General features: G+C 72.5%; 16 protein-coding genes. 10 read left to right on the top strand and 6 right to left on the bottom strand.

What is annotated here, in order from left to right; translation table 11 throughout:
• Positions 1 to 65: 65 nt before the first annotated feature.
• Genes MHY49_RS07565 through MHY49_RS07550 form a run of 4 tightly spaced genes read right to left on the bottom strand, consistent with a single transcriptional unit; the run spans position 66 to position 4628 of the window.
• A complete protein-coding gene (locus MHY49_RS07565) occupies positions 66 to 941 on the bottom strand; it encodes a bifunctional 2-polyprenyl-6-hydroxyphenol methylase/3-demethylubiquinol 3-O-methyltransferase UbiG (protein ID WP_239203420.1) in 876 nt (291 codons plus the stop codon).
• A 56-nt stretch (positions 942 to 997) separates the two neighbouring features.
• Positions 998 to 1999 carry an ABC transporter substrate-binding protein gene (locus tag MHY49_RS07560; protein WP_239203419.1) on the bottom strand — a complete coding sequence of 334 codons (1002 nt, stop codon included), beginning with the start codon at positions 1997 to 1999 and terminating at the stop codon, positions 998 to 1000.
• A complete protein-coding gene (locus MHY49_RS07555; RefSeq protein WP_239203418.1) occupies positions 1996 to 3003 on the bottom strand; it encodes an ABC transporter permease in 1008 nt (335 codons plus the stop codon). Before MHY49_RS07555 ends, MHY49_RS07560 begins: the two co-directional genes overlap by 4 nt.
• Complete coding sequence (locus tag MHY49_RS07550) at positions 3000 to 4628, bottom strand: sugar ABC transporter ATP-binding protein (protein WP_239203417.1); 1629 nt, start codon at positions 4626 to 4628, stop codon at positions 3000 to 3002. The genes MHY49_RS07555 and MHY49_RS07550 overlap by 4 nt, the downstream gene beginning before the upstream one ends.
• Before the next feature lie 297 nt (positions 4629 to 4925).
• Between MHY49_RS07550 and MHY49_RS07545 the strand changes: the two genes are divergently transcribed.
• Positions 4926 to 5204: a hypothetical protein gene (locus tag MHY49_RS07545; protein WP_239203416.1), complete on the top strand. Its 279-nt coding sequence runs from the start codon at positions 4926 to 4928 to the stop codon at positions 5202 to 5204.
• Between the two features lie 111 nt (positions 5205 to 5315).
• Entirely contained in the window at positions 5316 to 7097 is a 1782-nt protein-coding gene (locus MHY49_RS07540; protein ID WP_239203415.1) for a proline--tRNA ligase, read from the top strand.
• A 124-nt stretch (positions 7098 to 7221) separates the two neighbouring features.
• On the opposite strand, the gene MHY49_RS07535 is transcribed toward MHY49_RS07540, so the two are convergent.
• The gene (locus tag MHY49_RS07535) at positions 7222 to 8286 is read right to left on the bottom strand and encodes a DUF4439 domain-containing protein (protein WP_239203414.1); all 1065 of its coding nucleotides are present in this window, start codon (positions 8284 to 8286) and stop codon (positions 7222 to 7224) included.
• Between the two features lie 232 nt (positions 8287 to 8518).
• Between MHY49_RS07535 and rimP the strand changes: the two genes are divergently transcribed.
• The 7 genes from rimP (at position 8519) to truB (ending at position 16723) form a co-directional block, all read left to right on the top strand.
• Positions 8519 to 9190: a ribosome maturation factor RimP gene (rimP, locus tag MHY49_RS07530; protein WP_239203413.1), complete on the top strand. Its 672-nt coding sequence runs from the start codon at positions 8519 to 8521 to the stop codon at positions 9188 to 9190.
• A gap of 1 nt (position 9191) precedes the next feature.
• Complete coding sequence (gene nusA, locus MHY49_RS07525) at positions 9192 to 10334, top strand: transcription termination factor NusA (protein WP_239203412.1); 1143 nt, start codon at positions 9192 to 9194, stop codon at positions 10332 to 10334.
• Between the two features lie 55 nt (positions 10335 to 10389).
• Positions 10390 to 10722 (top strand): YlxR family protein, encoded by a 333-nt coding sequence (locus tag MHY49_RS19035; protein WP_370646037.1) that lies wholly within the window; start codon positions 10390 to 10392, stop codon positions 10720 to 10722.
• Between the two features lie 96 nt (positions 10723 to 10818).
• Entirely contained in the window at positions 10819 to 13761 is a 2943-nt protein-coding gene (gene infB / locus MHY49_RS07515) for a translation initiation factor IF-2 (RefSeq protein ID WP_239203411.1), read from the top strand.
• A gap of 130 nt (positions 13762 to 13891) precedes the next feature.
• Complete coding sequence (locus MHY49_RS07510; RefSeq protein ID WP_239203410.1) at positions 13892 to 15262, top strand: TRM11 family methyltransferase; 1371 nt, start codon at positions 13892 to 13894, stop codon at positions 15260 to 15262.
• A complete protein-coding gene (gene rbfA / locus MHY49_RS07505) occupies positions 15255 to 15761 on the top strand; it encodes a 30S ribosome-binding factor RbfA (protein WP_239203409.1) in 507 nt (168 codons plus the stop codon). The genes MHY49_RS07510 and rbfA overlap by 8 nt, the downstream gene beginning before the upstream one ends.
• Entirely contained in the window at positions 15761 to 16723 is a 963-nt protein-coding gene (truB, locus tag MHY49_RS07500) for a tRNA pseudouridine(55) synthase TruB (protein ID WP_239203408.1), read from the top strand. Before rbfA ends, truB begins: the two co-directional genes overlap by 1 nt.
• Positions 16724 to 16913: 190 nt before the next feature.
• Here the strand turns inward: truB and MHY49_RS07495 are convergent, their stop codons facing one another.
• Positions 16914 to 18488 carry a L,D-transpeptidase gene (locus MHY49_RS07495; protein ID WP_239203407.1) on the bottom strand — a complete coding sequence of 525 codons (1575 nt, stop codon included), beginning with the start codon at positions 18486 to 18488 and terminating at the stop codon, positions 16914 to 16916.
• Between the two features lie 343 nt (positions 18489 to 18831).
• On the opposite strand from MHY49_RS07495, the gene MHY49_RS07490 reads away from it, so the two are divergent.
• A complete protein-coding gene (locus MHY49_RS07490; protein WP_228358869.1) occupies positions 18832 to 19842 on the top strand; it encodes a bifunctional riboflavin kinase/FAD synthetase in 1011 nt (336 codons plus the stop codon).
• Positions 19843 to 19911: the final 69 nt, after the last annotated feature.

Genomic DNA, 19911 nt, shown 5'->3' with positions numbered 1-19911 from the left:
GATCGGGGGACGTCGAGGGGGCGGGGGCGGTGACGGATGCGGGATCCCAGGAGTGCGTCATGCGCTCATCCTTCACCATGGGCCCCGTCGGACTCACCGGCCCCGCCCGCCGGCCAGTGGGCGGTCGCGACGAACTGCAGGGCGATCCGGTCGGGGTCCTCCCGCAGACGCCAGCGATCCCCCTCGCGCACCATGAGATCGGGCCACGGGCACCAGGCCGAGTACGGCGTCTCCTCGAGCGAGTCGAGCACCAGGCCGGCCTCCAGCAGGGCGTTCACGATCTGCGCGAGGGAGTGGTTCCACTGGTGGCTGCGGCTGTGCGCGATCGCGGGGGCATCGGGCGGAGCCTCCACGTAGCTGAACTCCTCGTCCCAGGTCATGGGCTGCTCACGCTCGAAATAGGGCTGTTCGATGCGCAGCCCGTCGCTCACGTCCTCGCCGATGGCCATGAACATCGGATGGTCGTCGCGGACGAGGAATCTGCCGCCGGGGCGCAGCAGGGAGGCGATCACGCGCGCCCAGGCGCGCACGTCGGGCAGCCAGCACAGCACCCCGATCGAGGTGTACACGAGGTCGAAGTCCCCGCTCACCGCCTCGCGCGCGTCGTACACGTTGGCCTCGACCAGCTCGAGATCGGCGCGGCAGCGCTCGGCGATCCGTGCGGCCCGGGCGAGGGAGGCGGGGGAGAGGTCCAGGCCCACGACCCGGCGGGCGCCGAGGCGTGCGAGCCCGACCGTGTCGGTGCCCAGGTGGCACTGGAGGTGGATGACGTCGAGTCCCGTGAGGTCCCCGAGGCGCTCGCGGTCCTGGGCCAGCGCGGGACTGATCGCCGACGGGTCGGCGACGAGCTCCTCGATGCCGTAGCCCGAGGCCTCGTGGAGCGCCGAGCGGTCGTCCCAGTTGGCGCGGTTGTCGGCGAAGTGCTGTGCACGGGGGTCCATGCTCCGACGGTAGCGGGCGGGGGCCGCAGGAGCCGAGGGGTTTTCGCCCGGCACGCTCAGAGGTACACCGCCCGCTGCACGTCGTCGCTGTCGATGTTGTCCCCGTCGTACCAGAGGAAGCCGGTGTCGATCATCTTCTCGACCTTCTTCCCCGCGAGGGCCTGCAGCGCCGTGCGCACGGTGAGGCGTCCCATCTGCATCGGGTCCTGGGTGACGGCGCCCGCCATCTCGCCGGCGCGGATCGCCTCGACCTGCGCGCGCCCGGAGTCGAAGCCGATCACGGCCAGGTCGGTGCGCCCGGACTCCTCGACGCCCTTGAGAACGCCGATCGCCGATCCCTCGTTGGTGCCGAACAGCCCCTTCAGGTCGGGATGCGCGGTGATCATGGAGCGCGCGATGTCGGCGGACTTCGCCTGGTCGCCCTCCCCGTACTGCACCTCGAGAGCCTCCACCCCGGGGCCGTACTCCTTCAGCCCGGCCAGGAAGCCGTCGCGGCGGTCGGTGCCGGAGAGGGACACCTGGTCGTGGGCGACGATCCCCACCTGGCCCTTCCCGTCGATCAGCTCGCACATGTGCTTGGCGGCCTCCTTCGCGGCCGCGGCGTTGTCGGTGGCGACCGTCGCGAGCGGGATGTCGGAGTCCACACCCGAGTCGAAGGCGATCACCGGGATCCCCTTGGAGTCCGCCTCCTCGAGGGCCAGCGCCGCCGCGCGGGAGTCCAGGGCCGCGAGGCCCAGCGCGTCGGGGTTCCGCGTCACGGCGTTCTGCAGCATCGTGATCTGGGCCTCGACGTCGGTCTCCGCGGGCGGGCCCTCGAAGGTGAGGACCACGCCGTTCTCCTCGGCCTCCGCGCGGGCGCCGCGTCGCACGGCCTGCCAGAACTGGTGCTGGAAGCCCTTCGAGACCAGGGCGATGTGCGTGACGTCCTCTCGCGAGCGTCCGCAGCCCGCCGCCGGCAGCAGCAGGGCCGCACCGCCGAGGGCGAGCACGGCACGACGGCTCGGCGCGCGCCGACCGGGACGCGGCCCGCCGACCGCCCCGGCCCCGCCCCCGTTCATGCCGTGCGCTCCGCGCGACGACGCAGGCGGTCGATGAACACGGCCACCAGGATCACCGCTCCGAGCAGGACGTCCTGCCATTCCTGGGGGATGGAGAGGATCTGCAGACCGTTGGTGAGCACGGAGATGATGAGCGCGCCGATCACCGTGCCGACGATCGTCCCGCGCCCGCCGGACAGCGAGGTCCCGCCGATGACGACGGCGGCGATCGCGTCGAGCTCGTAGCCCATGCCGGTCGCGGGCTGCGCGGAGCCGAGCCGGGCCGAGATCATGACGCCCGCGAGCCCGGTGAACAGACCGCCCACGATGTAGACGATCATCAGCCACTTCTTCACGGCCACGCCCGCGAGCTCCGCTGCCTCCTGGTTGGAGCCGATCGCCGTCGCGTAGCGCCCCAGCAGGGTGCGGGACATGAGCACGGCCGCGATCACGGCGGCGAGGGCCAGCACGAGCACGGCATTGGGGATCGAGGGGATGATCGTCCCGGTCGAGAAGCCCATGTAGGAGGGGTCCTCGAAGTAGATCGGTGCGGCGCCGGAGATCACCAGCGCGAGCCCGGAGGCGACCATCATCATCGCCAGGGTCGCGATGAACGGCGGCAGGTCGAGGATCGCGACGCTCACCCCGTTGATCAGGCCGATGAGGCCGCCGAAGAGGATCGCGAGCACGATGCCGAGCGGGACCGGGATCCCCCAGTTCACGATGAACATGCCGCTCATCACCGCGCACAGCGCCATTCCCGTGCCCACCGACAGGTCGATGCCCGCAGTGGTGATCACGAAGGTCGCGCCGAGGGCGAGCAGGCCGATCACCACGGTCGAGTACAGGATCGTGACGATGTTCCCCCAGGTGGGGAAGATCGAAGGACTCGCGATGGAGAACGCGAGGAAGATCAGGACGAGGGTCCCGGCGGCCAGCAGCTGCTGGAGGCGGACGCGGCGCGGCCCGCGCGGGCGGCCGGTGCCGGCCTCCTCACGGGTCGGGGAGGCGGCGAGCGTGCTCATCGGTGTCCTTCCGTGGTGGCGGGCGCGTCGGTGCGTCCGCGCTCGGGGGCGGGGTCGGGATCTGCGGCGCGGGGATGGCCGGGGGCCTCCTCGACGGCCGCGAGGCGCATGACGGACTCGGGGTCGGCGTCGGCCGCGTCGAGCACCCCCGCGACGCGGCCCTCGGCCATGACGACGACGCGGTGGGCCAGGCGCAGCACCTCGGGCAGCTCGGAGGAGATGACGATCAGGGAGCGCCCCTGCGCGGCGAGGTCCTCGAGGAGCGAGTGGATCTCCTCCTTCGCGCCGACGTCGATGCCGCGGGTGGGCTCGTCGAAGATCAGCACGTCGCTCTCCCGCATCAGCCAGCGTCCGATGACGGCCTTCTGCTGATTGCCGCCCGAGAGGTTCTTGATCGGCTGCTCGAGGTGCGGGGTGCGGATGCGCAGCGCGCTCGCCTGCTCTTCGGCCGCCCGGCGCGCGTCGGCGCGGCGCACGAGTCCCGCGCGCTGGAAGCGGGAGCCGAGCGAGGAGAGCTCCATGTTCGCCAGCACGGAGCTCTCGAGCATGAGGCCCAGACGCTTGCGGTCCTCGGGCAGGTAGCCGATGCCCGCGCGGGCCGCCTGGGCGGGGGAGCGGAAGGCGACGGGTCGTCCGCGCAGGCGGACCTCTCCGCCCTGGCGGGGGAGGGAGCCGATGAGCGCTCGGGCCGTCTCGGTGCGCCCGGCGCCCATCAGGCCCGCGAAGCCCAGGATCTCGCCCTCGCGCAGCTCGAAGGAGACGTCGCGGACGAGCGGCTCGCTGCGCAGGTGCTCGACGGAGAGGAGGACCGGGCGGTCCTCGCGATCGGGCTGCGCGTCCCGGGGAGCGCGCGCACGCCCGGTGGTCACGGGGCGCCCGACCATCTTGGTGACGACCTCGTCGAGGGTCGCGCCGGCCATCGGGAAGTCGTCCACGTACTCGCCGTCGCGGATGACCTGCACGCGGTCGGCGAGACCCCGCAGCTCCTCCATGCGGTGCGAGATGAAGACGACGCCGGTGCGCGGGGTGACGAAATCGCGGATGAGGGCGTGGAGCGCGGCGGCCTCGGTCTCGTTGAGCGCGGCCGTGGGCTCGTCCATGACCAGCACGCGGGCGTCGAAGCTGAGCGCCTTCGCGATCTCGACCATCTGCTGCTGGGCGACGGTGAGGTCCTCGGCGCGGGTCGACGGGTCGAGGTCCATGCCGAGCCGGTCCAGCAGGTCCCGGGTGCGCGACTCCAGGTCCCGGGGACGGGTGAACAGGCCCGCTGCAGGGTTCTCGCGGCGCAGGAAGACGTTCTGCGCCACGGTGAGCGCGGGGATCAGGTTCAGCTCCTGGTGGATGATCGCGAGCCCCTGACGGGCCGCGTCCAGGGGGCCGCTCACCCGCAGGGGCCGCCCCAGGTAGCGGAACTCGCCCGCGTCCGGGCGATGCACGCCCGTGAGCACCTTCATGAGCGTGGACTTCCCGGCGCCGTTCTCGCCGACCAGGGCGAGCACCTCCCCCGCGTGCAGGTCGAGACGCATGTCGGAGAGCGCGCGCACTCCGGGGAACGTCTTCACGGCGCCCCGCACCTCGAGCAGCAGCTCGCCCTCGGGGTCGGGAGCCCTCTGCGGATCCGTCATCGCACACGCACCGTCCGGACATCGTCGTCGGAAATCGATTACTCGATGGTACGGGGGAGCCGGTGCGCCGTGTCAACCCGGTGCGCGACGACGTCCTCCCCTGCGCCCCTCCGCAGGTCGCGCCGCCCATCGCCCTGATTCCACCTCAGGTCGCAGGCCGGGCCCCGAGGACCACCCCGGGGGCCGATGCGATGACGACAAGGCCGCGCGAGGATGGGGGCATCCCGGTCCGAGCGGCGAGCGCACGAGCGCGAGCAGCCACCGCCCGGCACGCAGAACCCCACGAAGGAGAGCACGATGACACACGCGTCCATGAGCGTCCGCACCGGTGACGAGACCGGACGGGGCACGGCGAGCCTCGTCATCGGCATCTGCTCGCTGATGGCCGGCTGGATCTTCATCGGCCCGATCATCGGCCTGTGGCTGGGCGTCTCCTCGCGCGGCCGCGAGCCGCTGGCGCGCGGCCGCGCGGGCTGGGGGATCGCGCTGAACCTGATCGCGCTGCTCGGCTGGATCGTGCTGGTGGGCATCGTGCTCGTCTCCGGCGTCGGCATGGCGCTGCTCCAGCAGAACTGAGCGGGGCCCCGGGCGGCGGACCTGCACGAGGCACGGGCGCGTCTCCTCTACCATGGTGGGGGCTCCTCCCGCCGTCGTGGGGCGCCCACCCCTCCGTTCGAAAGGCCCTCCATGATCCGCATGTCCTCCTCGTTTGTCCGCACCCTGCGCGAGGACCCGTCGGACGCCGAGGTCGCGAGCCACAAGCTGCTGGTGCGCGCCGGGTACATCCGCCGCAGCGCGCCGGGCGTGTACACCTGGCTGCCCCTGGGCCTGCGGGTGATGCGGAAGGTCGAGCAGATCGTGCGCGAGGAGCAGGACGCGATCGGCGGCAACGAGCTGCTGTTCTCCGCGCTGCAGCCCCGCGAGCCCTACGAGGCGACCGGCCGCTGGGAGGAGTACGGCCCCACCCTGTTCCGCCTGAAGGACCGCAAGCAGGCCGACTACCTGCTCGCACCCACCCACGAGGAGATGTTCACCCTCGCGGTGAAGGATCTGTTCAACTCGTACAAGGACCTCCCGGTCATGCTGTACCAGATCCAGACCAAGTACCGCGACGAGGCGCGTCCGCGCGCCGGACTGCTGCGCGTGCGCGAGTTCATCATGAAGGACGCCTACTCCTTCGACATCGACGACGCCGGCCTGGACGCCTCCTACTTCAAGCAGCGCGGCGCCTACCAGCGCACCTTCGAGCGCCTGGGCCTGCCCACCGTCATCTGCCAGGCCGACGCCGGCGCCATGGGCGGCTCCCGCTCCGAGGAGTTCCTGCACCCCACGCCGATCGGCGAGGACACCTTCGTGGTCTCCGACGGCGGCTACGCCGCGAACGTCGAGGCCGTCACGACCGTCGCCCCCGAGGCGCTCGCCGCGGACCGCATCGCGCAGCTGCCCGCCGCGCACGTCGAGGACACCCCGGGCGCCTCGACCATCGCGAAGCTCACCGACTTCTCCAACGAGGCCTTCCCCGGCCAGGGGTACGTCGCGGAGTCGGGGGAGTGGACCCGCTACGAGATGCTCAAGCACCTCGTCTACCTGCTCACCCACCCCGACGGCACCACGGAGCCGCTCGTGATCGCCCTGCCCGGCGACCGCGAGGTCGACGACAAGCGCCTCGAGGTGGCCGTGGCCCCCGCGATCGCGACGGCCTTCACCGAGGAGGACTTCGCGAAGCACCCCGTGCTGAAGAAGGGGTACATCGGCCCCGAGGGGCTGGGCCTCGAGGCGCCGTCCAAGATCCGCTACGTCGTCGACCCGCGGGTCGTCCCGGGCACCCGCTGGGTCGCCGGGGCTGGCGCGAAGGACAAGCACGTCTACGACCTCGTGTTCGGCCGCGACTTCACGGCCGACGGCACGATCGAGGCCGCGGAGGTCCGCGACGGCGACCCCGCGCCCGACGGCTCGGGCCCGATGCGCCTGACCCGCGGCATGGAGATGGGGCACATCTTCCAGCTGGGACGGAAGTACGCCGAGGCGCTCGACCTGCGCGTGCTCGACGAGAACGGCAAGTCCGCCGTGGTGACCATGGGCTCCTACGGCATCGGCGTCACGCGCGCGGTCGCCGCGATCGCCGAGCTCCACCACGACGAGAAGGGACTGACCTGGCCGCGCGCCGTCGCCCCGGCGGACGTCCACGTGCTCGCGACGGGCAAGGACCAGAGCGTCTTCGACGAGGCCGACCGCATCGCGCGGGACCTCGAGGCCCAGGGCCTCGAGGTGCTCTACGACGATCGCCCGAAGGTCTCCCCGGGCGTGAAGTTCAAGGACTCCGAGCTGCTGGGCCTGCCCACCACGGTCGTCGTCGGTCGCGGGCTCGCCGAGGGCAAGGTCGAGATCCGCGATCGTGCGAGCGGCGAGGTCGCCGAAGTCTCCCCGCAGGAGGTCGTGGACCTCGTGGTCCGCGCCGTCCGCGCCTGAAACGCGAACCGCGCGCGATCCCTCGATCCGACGCCCCGCTCCTCACTGCGAGGGGCGGGGCGTCCGCTCGTCGGGGAGCCGGACGCCGCGGGCGCCGAACGCCGCGGAACGCGGACGCCCGTGCTCAGCCCTCCGGATCGAGGGTCGGCAGCGCCGACAGGGAGGAGCGCAGGGACGCCAGCAGCACCGCCTGGTCCAGGGCGGCCGCGATCGACAGCGACCGGCGCTCGAAGGGCGCGGCGCCGGTGAGGATCACGTGGTCCTCGACGAGGGTGAGGGCGAGCGCCTCGGGCTCGTCCTTCCGCAGCTCCTGCGTGACGCCGCCGCCCGGCAGCGGGTACACGGCCGCGCGCAGCACCTCCTTCGCGCCGTCCTCGCGGGCGAAGGCGCCGAGCTGCTCGGCGCGCTCGCGGTTGGCATCGCTCTGGGCGATGAGGGCCGAGCGCTGCGTCCCGCTCGCGGAGGCCGCGAGCACCTCGCGCACGTAGCCCGCGTACCACTCGTCCTCCTGCGCCCGCTCGAGCGAGGAGTGGTAGTCGACCTCCGCACCGATCGACGGCGGGTCGGGCTCCGGCACGTCGCGCGCGGGCACGATCTTCTCGGCCGACGGGGGACGGGTGGGTGCCTCGGTGCCGCCGATCCGGGCGAGCCTCTGCGCCGCCCAGGCCGCGAAGACGCCGGTGGCGAGCATGGGGCGCGCGAGGGAGCCGGAGACCTGTCGGGCCGCGTCGGTGGTGAGGTCGCGGATCGCCACGAGCAGGTCCGAGAGCCCCTGCAGGTCGGTCGGCGCGGCATCGCCGCCACCGCCGTTCCCCGTGCCGCCGCCATCGCTGCCCCCGCTGCCGCCCGAGTCGCCGCTGCCGCCGCCGTCGCTCGACGCGGAGCTCTCGTCCTCCGCCTCGGCTCCGGTGAGCATGGCCTCGCGCTGTCGGCCGAGCGCCTCCTGCACCCCGGTGACCAGGCCGCGCGAGCGCTCGTCGGCCTCGATCTGCGCGCCGAGGCCCGTCTCGAGCAGGGCCAGCAGGTCGCGGCGGTAGAGGTCGTCGATGCCCTCCGGCGGCGGGGTGTACACGGCGGGCTGGCCGATCCTCACTCCGTCGCAGCCGGACAGGGCGAGCGCGCCGAGCGAGAGCCCGCCCAGCAGGACCGCACGACGGCGGGGCCCGGGGTGGGGGAGCTCGGCACGCATGAGCCCGATTCTGCCATCACCGCGCGGCTCCTCCGCCATCGTGCGACGCCGCCGCGATCGTGCGGCTCCGTCATGTCCGCCCGACGTCCCCGTGAGCGCCCTGCCTCTCGGGCGTGCGCCTCGCCACGTGCGCGCGGTCCGGGGCCTCCCACGCGGGCGAGACCCGCGTGCGCGGACTAGAGTGGTGTCCCCGCAGGGCGCACAGCAGAACACAGGAGAAGAGGTGGGAGCCATGACCTCCGAGCAGACCGTCGGACGCGTCCAGGACGCCGCATCGCAGATCCTCTCCCGCCACGACCTCGTGCTCGAGGACGCCGCCGTCCACGAGCGCCAGGGCACCACCGAGGTCACGCTCGTCGTCGACCTCCCCGAGGACCGCACGGGGAGCGCGGACCTCGACGCGGTCGCGGAGGCGTCCCGCGAGATCTCCGAGCTGCTGGACGAGGACGAGTCGATCCTCGGCCCCGGTCCGAGCCTGCTCGAGGTCACCACCCCCGGTGCCGAGCGCACGCTCACGCAGCCCCGCCACTTCCGACGCTCCCGCGGCCGCCTGCTCACGACCGCGCTGTCGGGCGCCGCCGGTGCGGGCGAGACGAGCCTGCGCGCCCGGCTGCTCGCCGTGGCCGAGGACGGGACGCTCACGCTGCATCCCGAGCCCGGCGTCGACGACCGCGGACGCCCCCGCAAGCTCCCGGCGGGAACTCCCGAGTTCCTCGCCGTGCCCCTCTCGGACGTCGTCTCGGCGCGCGTCGAGGTCGAGTTCACCCCGCCGCCGGACCAGGCGCAGCTGGACGAGCTCGCCGCCCGCGCCGCCGCGGCCGTGCCCGCCGGGCAGACCGACCCCGCCGTCCCCGAGGACGGCACCACCCGCCCCTCATCCGCCGCTGACGATTCGGAGCGCTGACATGGACATCGACATGGGAGCCCTGCGGGCCCTGGAGCGCGAGCGGGAGATCCCCGTGGACGTGCTCCTGGACGCGATCCGCCAGGCGCTGCACGCCGCCTACCTGCACACCGACCACCCGGTGAAGGACTCCGAGGTCACGATCGACGAGCGCACCGGCGCCGTCGCCGTGCTCGCCCGCGAGCGCGATGCCGACGGCGAGCTCGTCGAGGAGTGGGACGACACCCCGGAGAACTTCGGCCGGGTCGCCGCCTCGACCGCGCGCCAGGTGATCTTCCAGCGCATCCGCCAGCTCGAGGACGACGCGGTGCTGGGCGAGTACGCCGACCGCACCGAGGACATCGTCTCGGGGATCATCCAGCAGGGCCGCGACCCGCGCATGGTGATGGTCGACCTCGGCACCGTCGAGGCCGTGCTGCCCCCGCACGAGCGCGTGCCCGGCGAGGACTACTCGCACGGCCGCCGCGTCCGCTCCTACGTCGTGGAGACCCGCCGCGGTCCCAAGGGGCCGCAGATCACGCTCTCGCGCTCGCACCCGAACTTCGTGCGCCGCCTGTTCGCGCTCGAGGTCCCGGAGGTCGCCGACGGCACCGTCGAGATCGTGGGACTCGCCCGCGAGGCGGGCCACCGCACCAAGATGGCCGTGCGCGCGACCGTGCCCGGGGTGAACCCCAAGGGCGCGTGCATCGGCCCGATGGGCGCGCGCGTCCGCTCGGTGATGAACGAGCTGAACGGCGAGAAGATCGACATCGTCGACTTCGACGAGGACCCCACCGTCTTCGTCGCCCATGCGCTCTCGCCGGCCCGCGTCACCTCGGTCGCCGTGACCGACGAGGTGGGCCGCGCCGTCCGCGCGATCGTGCCCGACGGCCAGTTCTCCCTGGCCATCGGCAAGGAGGGGCAGAACGCCCGTCTCGCCGCGAAGCTCACGGGCTGGAAGATCGACATCCGCTCGGACGCCGCCCCGGAGCAGCCCGTCGTCGCGCAGGCCGCCCCGTCGGACGAGGCCCCGTCGGAGCAGGCGACGTCGACCACGGCCCCGTCGGACGAGGCGCCGTCGGCCGCCGTCGCGCCGGACGCCCCCGCTGCCACCGAGGAGTCCACCGCCGAGCCCGCGCCGGGCGAGGAATCCTCGCAGCTGTAACGCACGCCTCGCGGATGCCGGGCTCCGCGAGCAGGTCGGCTACACTGGTCAGGCTGTGTGCGCGCGAACTGGAGGCCCTGTGGAGAACCGTTCCACGAGCCATCGGCCCGAGCGCACGTGCGTGGGCTGCCGCACGGCGGCCCCTCGCGACCAGCTGGTGCGCCTCGTCATGGAGCAGACCCCCGAGGGGGTCGCGCCCCGCGTGCGTGCGGATCCCTCCGGATCCGCGCCGGGTCGGGGAGCGTGGCTCCACGCCGACGCATCATGCCTCGACCTCGCCCTGAAGCGGGGCGGCTTCGCCCGGTCCTTCCGCGGCGCGGTCGACACCGGGCTCCTCGCCCGGGATCTCGAGGCCTCTTACCCACTCGCCTTCCAGGGGAACAGGTAGAAGAACCAATGGACATCCGATGAGTACTCGGTCATGAGCACCCACAGGAACTAATGGTCCGCGCCCTTCTGTCGGCCGGACCGAGACAGGAGAATTGTGGCTAAGGTCCGCGTCCACGAGCTCGCCAAGGAGCTCGGACAGCCGAGCAAGGTCGTTCTGCAGAAGCTGCAGGACATGGGCGAATTCGTCCGTTCCGCCTCCTCGACCATCGAAGCACCCGTCGCGCGCAGGCTGCGCGAGGCGTTCCCGGCCTCCGAGGCCGGCAGCGAGAAGAAGAAGCCCGCTGCGAAGCCCGGAGCCGCCAAGCCGGCTCCCGCCAAGCCCGGCGCTGCCCCGAAGGCGCCCGCCAAGGACGATGCCGCCGCGCCCGCCCCCTCGGCCCCCGCCGAGAAGCCCGCGCCGGCGCCCGAGCCCTCGCAGGAGAAGCCGGAGAGCGCCGAGGCGCCCGCGGCGAAGCCCTCGAGCACTCCCTCCAAGCCCTCCGCGCCGACGCCCCGCACCGCCGCGGCGAAGCAGGAGGACGCCGCCGAGAGCGCCGCGCAGAGCGAGCAGTCCCATGCGGACGACACGGACGGCAAGGAGTCGTCCGGCTCGGCCGCCCCGCGTCCCGGCGCCGCCCCCAAGCCCGGCGGCGCCCGCCCCGGCAACAACCCGTTCGCGACCTCCCAGGGGATGCCGCGTCCCGGCCGTCCGCGCCCGCAGCGCGACGGCGGCGGCAACCGCCCCGGCGGCCCGCGCCCCGGCAACAACCCCTTCGCGACCGCGCAGGGCATGCCCCGTCCCGGTGGGCCGCGCCCGCAGGGTCGTGGCGGCGCCGGCTCCGGCTCCGGCGGGGACCAGGGCTCGCGTCCGCCCCGTGAGGGCGGCGCACGCTCGGGCGCTCCCCGTCCCGGCATGCCCACCCCGGGCATCATGCGCCAGCACTCCCACGGCGGCCTCGCCGACGCCCAGAAGCCGGGCGGCGGCGGTCGCGGCGGCCGTGGCGGCGGCCCCCGCAGCGGCGGCGGCCCCGGCGGCGGTCCCGGTGGCGGCGGCGGTCCCCGCAGCGGCTTCGGCGGCCCGCGCGGCCGCGGCGGACGCGGCGCCACCCAGGGCGCCTTCGGCCGCGGCGGCAAGCCCGCGCGCTCGCGCAAGTCGAAGCGCGCGAAGCGCCAGGAGTTCGAGCAGATGCAGGCGCCCGCACCGGGCGGCGTGTCGATCCCTCGCGGGAACGGCACGACCATCCGGCTGCGCCGCGGCGCGTCGCTCAGCGACTTCGCCGACCGCATCGAGGTGAACCCCGCGTCGCTGATCACCGTGCTCTTCGCGATGGGCGAGATGGCCACGGCCACCCAGTCCCTCGACGAGGACACCTTCCACCTGCTGGGGGAGGAGCTCGGCTACAAGATCGAGATCGTCTCCCCGGAGGACGAGGAGCGCGAGCTGCTCGAGCAGTTCGACATCGATCTCGATGCCGATCTCGCCGAGGAGGACGACGAGGATCGTCTGCCCCGCTCGCCCGTGGTCACCGTCATGGGTCACGTCGACCACGGCAAGACCCGCCTGCTGGACTCGATCCGCAACGCGAAGGTCCAGGCCGGCGAGGCCGGCGGGATCACCCAGCACATCGGCGCCTACCAGGTCGAGGTGGAGCACGAGAGCGAGGACGGTCCCGAGGACCGCGCGATCACCTTCATCGACACCCCGGGCCACGAGGCCTTCACGGCCATGCGTGCCCGCGGCGCCGACGTCACCGACATCGCGATCCTCGTGGTCGCGGCCGATGACGGCGTGATGCCGCAGACCATCGAGGCGCTCAACCACGCCCAGGCGGCCGACGTGCCGATCGTGGTCGCGGTGAACAAGATCGACAAGCCGGACGCGAACCCGGACAAGGTCCGTCAGCAGCTGACCGAGTACAACCTGATCGCCGAGGAGTACGGCGGCGACACCATGTTCGTCGACGTCTCCGCCCGTGAGGGGCAGAACATCGACAAGCTCCTGGACGCCGTCCTGCTCACCGCGGACGCCGCCCTGGACCTGCGCGCCAACCCGGACAAGCAGGCCCGCGGCATCGCGATCGAGGCCAACCTGGACCGCGGTCGCGGCCCGGTGGCCACGGTCCTCGTGCAGCAGGGCACGCTCCACGTGGGCGACGCGATCGTCTGCGGCACCGGCCACGGCCGCGTGCGAGCGATGCTCGACGAGCACGGCCAGAACGTCGAGGAGGCGGGCCCGTCCCGCCCGGTGCAGGTGCTCGGTCTGACCTCCGTGCCCGGCGCCGGCGACTCCTTCCTGGTCGCGGCCGACGAGCGCACCGCCCGTCAGATCGCCGAGAAGCGCGAGGCCGCCAAGCGTGCCGCCGCGCTGTCGAAGGCACGCAAGCGGATCAGCCTCGAGGACATCACCAAGTCGATGGCCGAGGGCAAGGTCGAGACCCTCAACCTCATCCTCAAGGGCGATGCGGCGGGCTCCGTCGAGGCGCTCGAGGAGGCCCTGCTGGGCATCGAGATCGACGACCAGGTGCAGCTGCGGATCATCGACCGCGGCGTCGGCGCGATCACGATGAACAACATCAACCTCGCCGTCGCCTCCGACGCCGTGATCATCGGCTTCAACGTGCGCGCCGAGGGCCAGAACGCCGAGTACGCGGACCGCGAGGGCGTGGAGATCAAGTACTACTCCGTGATCTACCGCGCCATCGAGGAGATCGAGCAGGCCCTGCAGGGCATGCTCAAGCCCGAGTACGAGGAGGTCGACACGGGGTCGGCGGAGATCCGCGAGATCTTCCGCTCCTCGAAGTTCGGCAACATCGCCGGTTCGATCGTGCGCAGCGGCGAGATCCGCCGCGGCGCGAAGGCACGCATCACCCGCGGTGGCGTGGTCATCACCGAAGGACTCGAGATCGCCGGTCTGCGTCGCTTCAAGGACGACGTGACCGAGGTCCGCGAGGGCTTCGAGTGCGGCATCAACCTGGGGCGCTTCAACGACCTCCAGACCGATGACCTGATCACCACCTATGAGATGCGCGAGAAGCCTCGCGAGAACACCTCGAAGTGACAGCGCGCGTCGGGCGCCCCGGTCGAACCGGGGCGCCCGACGCGTCCCTGCATCCCGGCGACGCAGGGCCCGCTCCGGTGATGCGAGCTCGGCCGGGGCCCCACAGGCCGACAGGGAGGGAGCCGAGACCATGACCGAGAGCCTGCTCGTGCTGCGCGCCCCCTCGGCGAACCGCGTGTTCACCGCGTCGGCCGGTCCTCTCGCCGTCCGCGAGGCCCGCTGGGTGCTCGGCGCCCATCTCGGTGCGCCGGCGGACGTGCGCGAGCGCGAGATCGCGGGCGTCGACTACCTCGAGATCCGGACGGACCCCCAGGACACGGCGCAGGGATCCTCCGGGGACCCCCTGCGACCGCTCGTCGCGCAGCTCTCCTCGACCTTCGCGGTCTTCGAGGCGTCGGAGTCGGGTGCTGCCGCCGCCCCCGCAGGTGCGGATCCGGCGGGCGCGGATACGACCGTCCCGGATACGACCGGCCCGGATCCGACCGGCTCCGCCCTCCCGCTGCTGCGTCCGACGCCCCTGCCGGAGGTCATGCGCCACGGCAGCGAGCTCGAGACCACCCTGCGGTACCCGGGGAAGACGAACGAGCAGTTCACCGCACTGCTGCTGAACCTCGCCGCCGCCCTGTCGAGCCGGCGCGGGGGAGTGCTGCGCGGCGATCTCGCACTGCTCGACCCCACGTGCGGACGTGGCACGACGCTCAGCCGCGCCCTGCGCCTCGGCCTCAGCCCCACCGGTGCCGACATCGACGCCAAGGACATCGACGCCTACCGCACCTTCCTCACCACGTGGGCCAAGCAGCATCACCTCCCGCACACCCAGAGCTCGGGCCGTCTGGGGCTCCGCTCCCCGGCCGGCGGCCGCGGCGCAGGATCGCGCTGGGACCTCGAGCTCGCCGCCGACCGCCGGGCGCAGCGCGCGGGCGAGGTCCAGAAGCTCTGCCTGCTGACCTGCGACACGACCCGGCTGGCCGAGGTGCTCCCGGACCGCTCCGTCGACGCGCTCGTGGCGGACCTGCCCTACGGCGTCCAGCACGGCGCACGGACCGAGGGCTGGCAGCGATCCCCGCTCGACCTGCTCGAGCAGGCCATGCCCGCATGGCGCGCGCTGCTGCGCACGGGCGGCGGCATGGCGCTCGCCCTGAACCGCCGCACCGCGCCCTACGAGCGAGTGCGTGAGATCCTCGGATCCCACGGACTCACCGTGCTCAGCGGCGACGGGGCGTTCCGCCATCGCGTCGACCAGGCCATCGACCGGGACGTGGTCCTCGCCGTCCCCGACGACCATCCGCAGCTGGACCTCCTGCGCGCCCTCGCCGCCTCCGCCGACGAGCCCGCCGCCCCACAGCTCACCGCCCCGCGGGCCACTCCTGCGATGGCCCCATCGTCCGCGACGGGGGACGGGACATCGGCCGCGGCCACCACAGACTCCGAAGCCACCACGACAGACCCGCCCGCCCGTGCCGAGGCGCACGAGCCCCGCGAAAGGACCCGCCATGAGTGAGAACAGCCCCCGCGCCCGGCGCCTCGCCGACCGCATCCAGCAGATCGTCGCCACCATGCTCGACACCCGCGTGAAGGATCCCCGCCTGGGCTTCATCACGATCACCGAGGTGCGCGTGACCGGCGACCTCCAGCACGCCACGATCTTCTACACCGTCTTCGGGGACGACGAGGAGCGCGCGGGCACCGCCGCCGCCCTCCAGAGCGCCACCGGAATGCTGCGCCGTGAGGTGGGCCGTCAGACCGGCGTGCGCCTCACCCCGACCCTCGAGTTCGTCGAGGACGCTCTCCCCGAGAACGCCCGCACGATCGAGGACCTGCTGGTCCAGGCCAGGTCCCGCGACGCCGATCTCGCCCGCCAGCAGGAGGGCGCGTCCTTCGCGGGCGAGGAGGACCCCTACCGCAAGCCCCGCGACGAGGACGACGTCGAGGAGGACCTCGAGGACGGCTCCGCGGACGATCCCGCGGACGGGGGCCCCGCGGGCGACGCGCGCGCGTGATGGCGCGCGGTCCGCAGGACCTCGCGGCCCTGCCCCACGGCGTGCTGCTCGTGGACAAGGCGCCCGAGCGCACCAGCCATGACGTGGTCGCCCGCGTGCGCTGGCTGCTGGGCACGAAGAAGGTCGGCCACGCCGGCACCCTCGACCCGATGGCCACGGGGCTGCTGATCCTGGGCGTCGGGCAGGGCACGCGGCTGCTCACCCACCTCGTGGGGCTCGACAAGACCTACACGGCGACGATCCGCCTGGGCCTTGCCACCACCACCGACGACCGCGAGGGCGAGGAGATCGGCGAGGTCGTCCCCGCCGTGGGCCTCACGCCGCACCGGATCGAGGAGAGCCTGGACGCCCTGCGAGGGGAGATCCAACAGGTGCCCTCGACCGTCAGCGCCATCAAGGTCGACGGCAAGCGCGCCTATGCTCGCGCCCGTGCGGGCGAGGACGTGACGCTCCCCGCGCGTCCCGTGACGATCAGCGACTTCACGGTGCTCGCCCGGCGCGACGCGGACCCCTTCCTCGATCTCGACGTGACCGTGACCTGCAGCTCGGGCACCTACGTGCGGGCGCTCGCCCGGGACCTCGGGGCCGCGCTGGGCGTGGGCGGGCACCTCACCGCTCTGCGGCGCACGCGCGTGGGCCCCTTCGACGTCCAGGACGCGGTGCACGTGCCCGCCCGCGGCGAGGGCGACGACGTGGAGCTTCCGCTGCGGGGCCTCGGCGAGACCGCCGCGCACGTGATGCCCACCGTCGCACTGGACGAGGAGAGGGCGATCGCCCTCGGGCAGGGCAAGCGCGTGCACGCGACGGCGTCCCCGGGCGGGGCCGACGGGGGAGTGCGAGCTGCGCTCGACCCGGAGGGTCGCCTGGTCGCCGTCGTCGAGACCGAGACCGAGACCGAGGCCGACGCCGAGGGCGAGCGTCTGCGGCCCGTCCTCGTCGTCCCCCCGGAGGCGCGCAGCTGACGGGAGGCCGGCGCCGGGTCATCCGATCCGGGCTCGACACCGCGCTCGGTCTCCGCCCCGCATCCGCTGCCCGTCCACCGGCGCAGCAGAAGGGCCCCGCCTCTCGGCGGGGCCCTTCTGTCGTTCGGGCGGTCATCGGCTCGGCGCGCCGCCGGTGCCTCGATGAGGGGACCGGATCAGGGTCTCCTGATCAGCGGTGCACCTCGACGCGGGTGCCGATCGATGCCCAGTCGTACAGCCACTTGGCGTCCGAGACGCGCATGTTGATGCAGCCGTGCGAGCCGGAGTACCCGAAGGACGAGCGCCACGGCGCGCCGTGGAACGCGTATCCGCGGTACCAGTACTGCACCCAGGGGACGTCCTTGGTGTTGTAGTACTCGGGATCCTGCTGGTCCTTGTAGGCGCCGTTGGTCATGTCCTGCTTGTCGTAGCGCAGGTAGATCTTGTACGAGCCGGTCACCGTGCCGTGTCCGTTGGCCCCGTCGCCGTCGACGATGGAGCGCGGGCCCCACACGGGGGTGTCGCCCTGGTAGGCGGTCACCGTCTTGTTCGAGAGGTTGACGTCGATCCACTTCTCACCGGTCGGCTTGTCGGAGGAGGCGTCGTCGTCCTTGGACTTGTCGTCGTCCTTCGACTTCTCGTCGTCCTTGGACGTGTCGTCGTCCTTCGCGTCCGAGTCCTCGTCGTCCTTCGACTCGGGGGCCTTGGCCTTGGTCATCTCGGCCTCGACCTTCTTGGTCTCGAACGACGCCTCGAGCGGGCTCGTCCCGGTCATCGCCGCGACGAGCTTCTCGGTGACGGCATCGGTGTTGGTGATCTCCACGCCGTCGGTCTTCTCGGCGATGGTCTTGACGACCTTGCCGTCGGTGTCGACCTGCTCGATGCCGTCCTTCTTCTCGACGCTGTCCTCGTCGGCGCGTGCCGAGACCCACTCGCGCACGGCGTCCTCGTCGACCCCGATCTTCAGGTCCTTGCCCTTGTCGTCGGTCGTGACGGAGAGCCACCCGGAGCGGCGATCCTTGGAGACCGAGTGGGTCGCCCCGTCGGGCCCCGTGATCGACATCGGCTGGTCCAGCATCTTCGTGATCTGGTCCTTGACCTTCTGAGCAGTGTCCGTCGAGATCTTCGGGGCGGTCTCGGTGACCTTCTGCGTGAGGGTGAAGCTCTCGAGCTTCGAGGCGTCCTTCGTGAGGGCGGAGACGAACGCGTCGGTCTCCACGCCCTGGCCGTTCTTCGCCTTGGCGACGTTCCAGGTCCCGGCGTCCTCGTCGTAGGACACCTTCGCGTCCACGGGAGCGGTGCGGTCCTTGGGGATCTGCTTCGTGGCGAAGTCGGCGGCAGCCTTCTCGTCGACGGACACCACGGGATCGACGCCGCGGGAACCGGAGATCGTCGAGGAGACGACCTCGCCGATCGAGCCGTCGTGGGCGACGGCCTCCTCTCCGGTCTTCTTCGCGTCGACGTCGACGCCGAGGTCGGCCAGGGAAGCGGTCGTGGTCTCGCCGTCGGTGTCGACGGTGACCTCCGTGCTCTCGGCCTTCTTCTGGACGAGCGCGGAGATCTCCTCGGCGCTCTTCCCGGAGACGTCCTGCCCCAGCACTGTCGTGCCCGGGAGGGCCTTGCCCTCGAAGTTCTTGGCGTACGCGAAGGCGCCGCCCGTGAGGACGACGGCCAGCACGGCCAGGATCGCGATCACGATCAGCAGGACACGTCGGCGTCCGCCGCCGGACCGGCCCACATCGGTGGTGTCGGTGAGGTGCGACATATGGTCTCGCTCATCTCTTCGCTGCGGTTCCGGTTCCCCCTCGTCACGGGACCGCCCGCAGAAGGTCCACGGGTCCGCATTCGTACCCTTCACCATACGTCAGACTCCCCGGTCGAGCCGAGGGGACGGGAGTCACAGACGCGTCACAGTCGGGGCGGGACGCGCTGAGGTCCTCCGGCTCCTGTCCGCTCCCGCCCGCCCCGGCAGCCGCGGGTCCGTGACGACCGCCCGGGCTGTCGCGCCGGGACGCCCGTGCGGCGATACAGTGTTCCCCGTCCTCCCGCCCGCGCCCCCGGATCCCGGCTCCGGCGCGGGACCGGGCCCCGTCGGAAGGATCCTCACCGTGACCCGTGCGCAGATCTGGCACTCCCTCGAGGAAGTGCCCGCCGACCTCGGCGCGAGCGCGGTGACCATCGGGAACTTCGACGGCGTGCACCTGGGCCACCGCTATGTGCTCGACGCGCTGCGGGAGAACGCCGCGGCCCGCTCGCTGGAGCCGGTCGCCCTGACCTTTTGGCCGCATCCGCGCCACGTCATGCACACCCCGGGCGATCCCGCCCTCGTCACCGCGCACGAGGACCGCGACCGCCTGCTGCTCCTGGCCGGCATGAGCGGCGTGCTCGACCTCGAGTTCACCTGGGACTTCGCCCAGTACAGCGCAGAGGACTTCGTGCGCGTCTTCCTCGTCGAGGGCCTGGGCATGCGCTGCATCGTCACGGGCGCGGACACCCGCTTCGGCCGCGGGAACACCGGCGACGTCGAGACCCTGCGCGCGCTCGGGGAGAAGTACGGCTTCGAGGTGGTCGTGCTGCCCGACCTGCCGTTCGACGGGGAGCGGATCTCCTCCTCGGCGATCCGCGCGGCGCTGCTCGGCGGGGACATGCCCGAGGCGACCGCCATGCTCGGCCGCTTCCACACGGTGTCCGACACCGTCCACCACGGCTTCAAGCGCGGGCGCGAGCTGGGGTTCCCAACCGCGAACCTCGGCCCGCGCCCCCACGGGCTGGTGCCCCAGGACGGCGTCTACGCGGGCTTCCTCACCGTCGTCGAGCAGGCGAGCGAGCACCGGGGGATCGAGCCCCTCGTCGGCGCGGTCACGACGATCTCCATCGGCACCAATCCCACCTTCCACGAGGGGAGCGACGACTCCCCGCGGATGGTCGAGGCCTACGTGCACGGCGACGACACCCTCGACCTGTACGGGGACACCGTGCGCCTCGAGTTCGTCGAGCGTCAGCGGCCCACGCTGCGCTTCTCCTCGGTCGACGCGCTCGTGGCCCAGATGGAGATCGACAAGGACGTGACTCGCCGCACTCTGGACGGAGTGCAGCCCGATGTCCTCCATCGCCGCTGATAAACTCTCAGCGCCGTCATATCGGCCGCGGAGGATTCCGCGCGCCCGCACGGCGCGCCCTGGCTCGTG

The organism is Brachybacterium sp. ACRRE (genome assembly GCF_022346485.1).
Taxonomy (GTDB): Bacteria; Actinomycetota; Actinomycetes; order Actinomycetales; family Dermabacteraceae; genus Brachybacterium; species Brachybacterium halotolerans.
The sequence above is the reverse complement of the archived record's forward strand: the minus strand, read 5'-3'. Positions and strand labels throughout refer to the sequence as shown.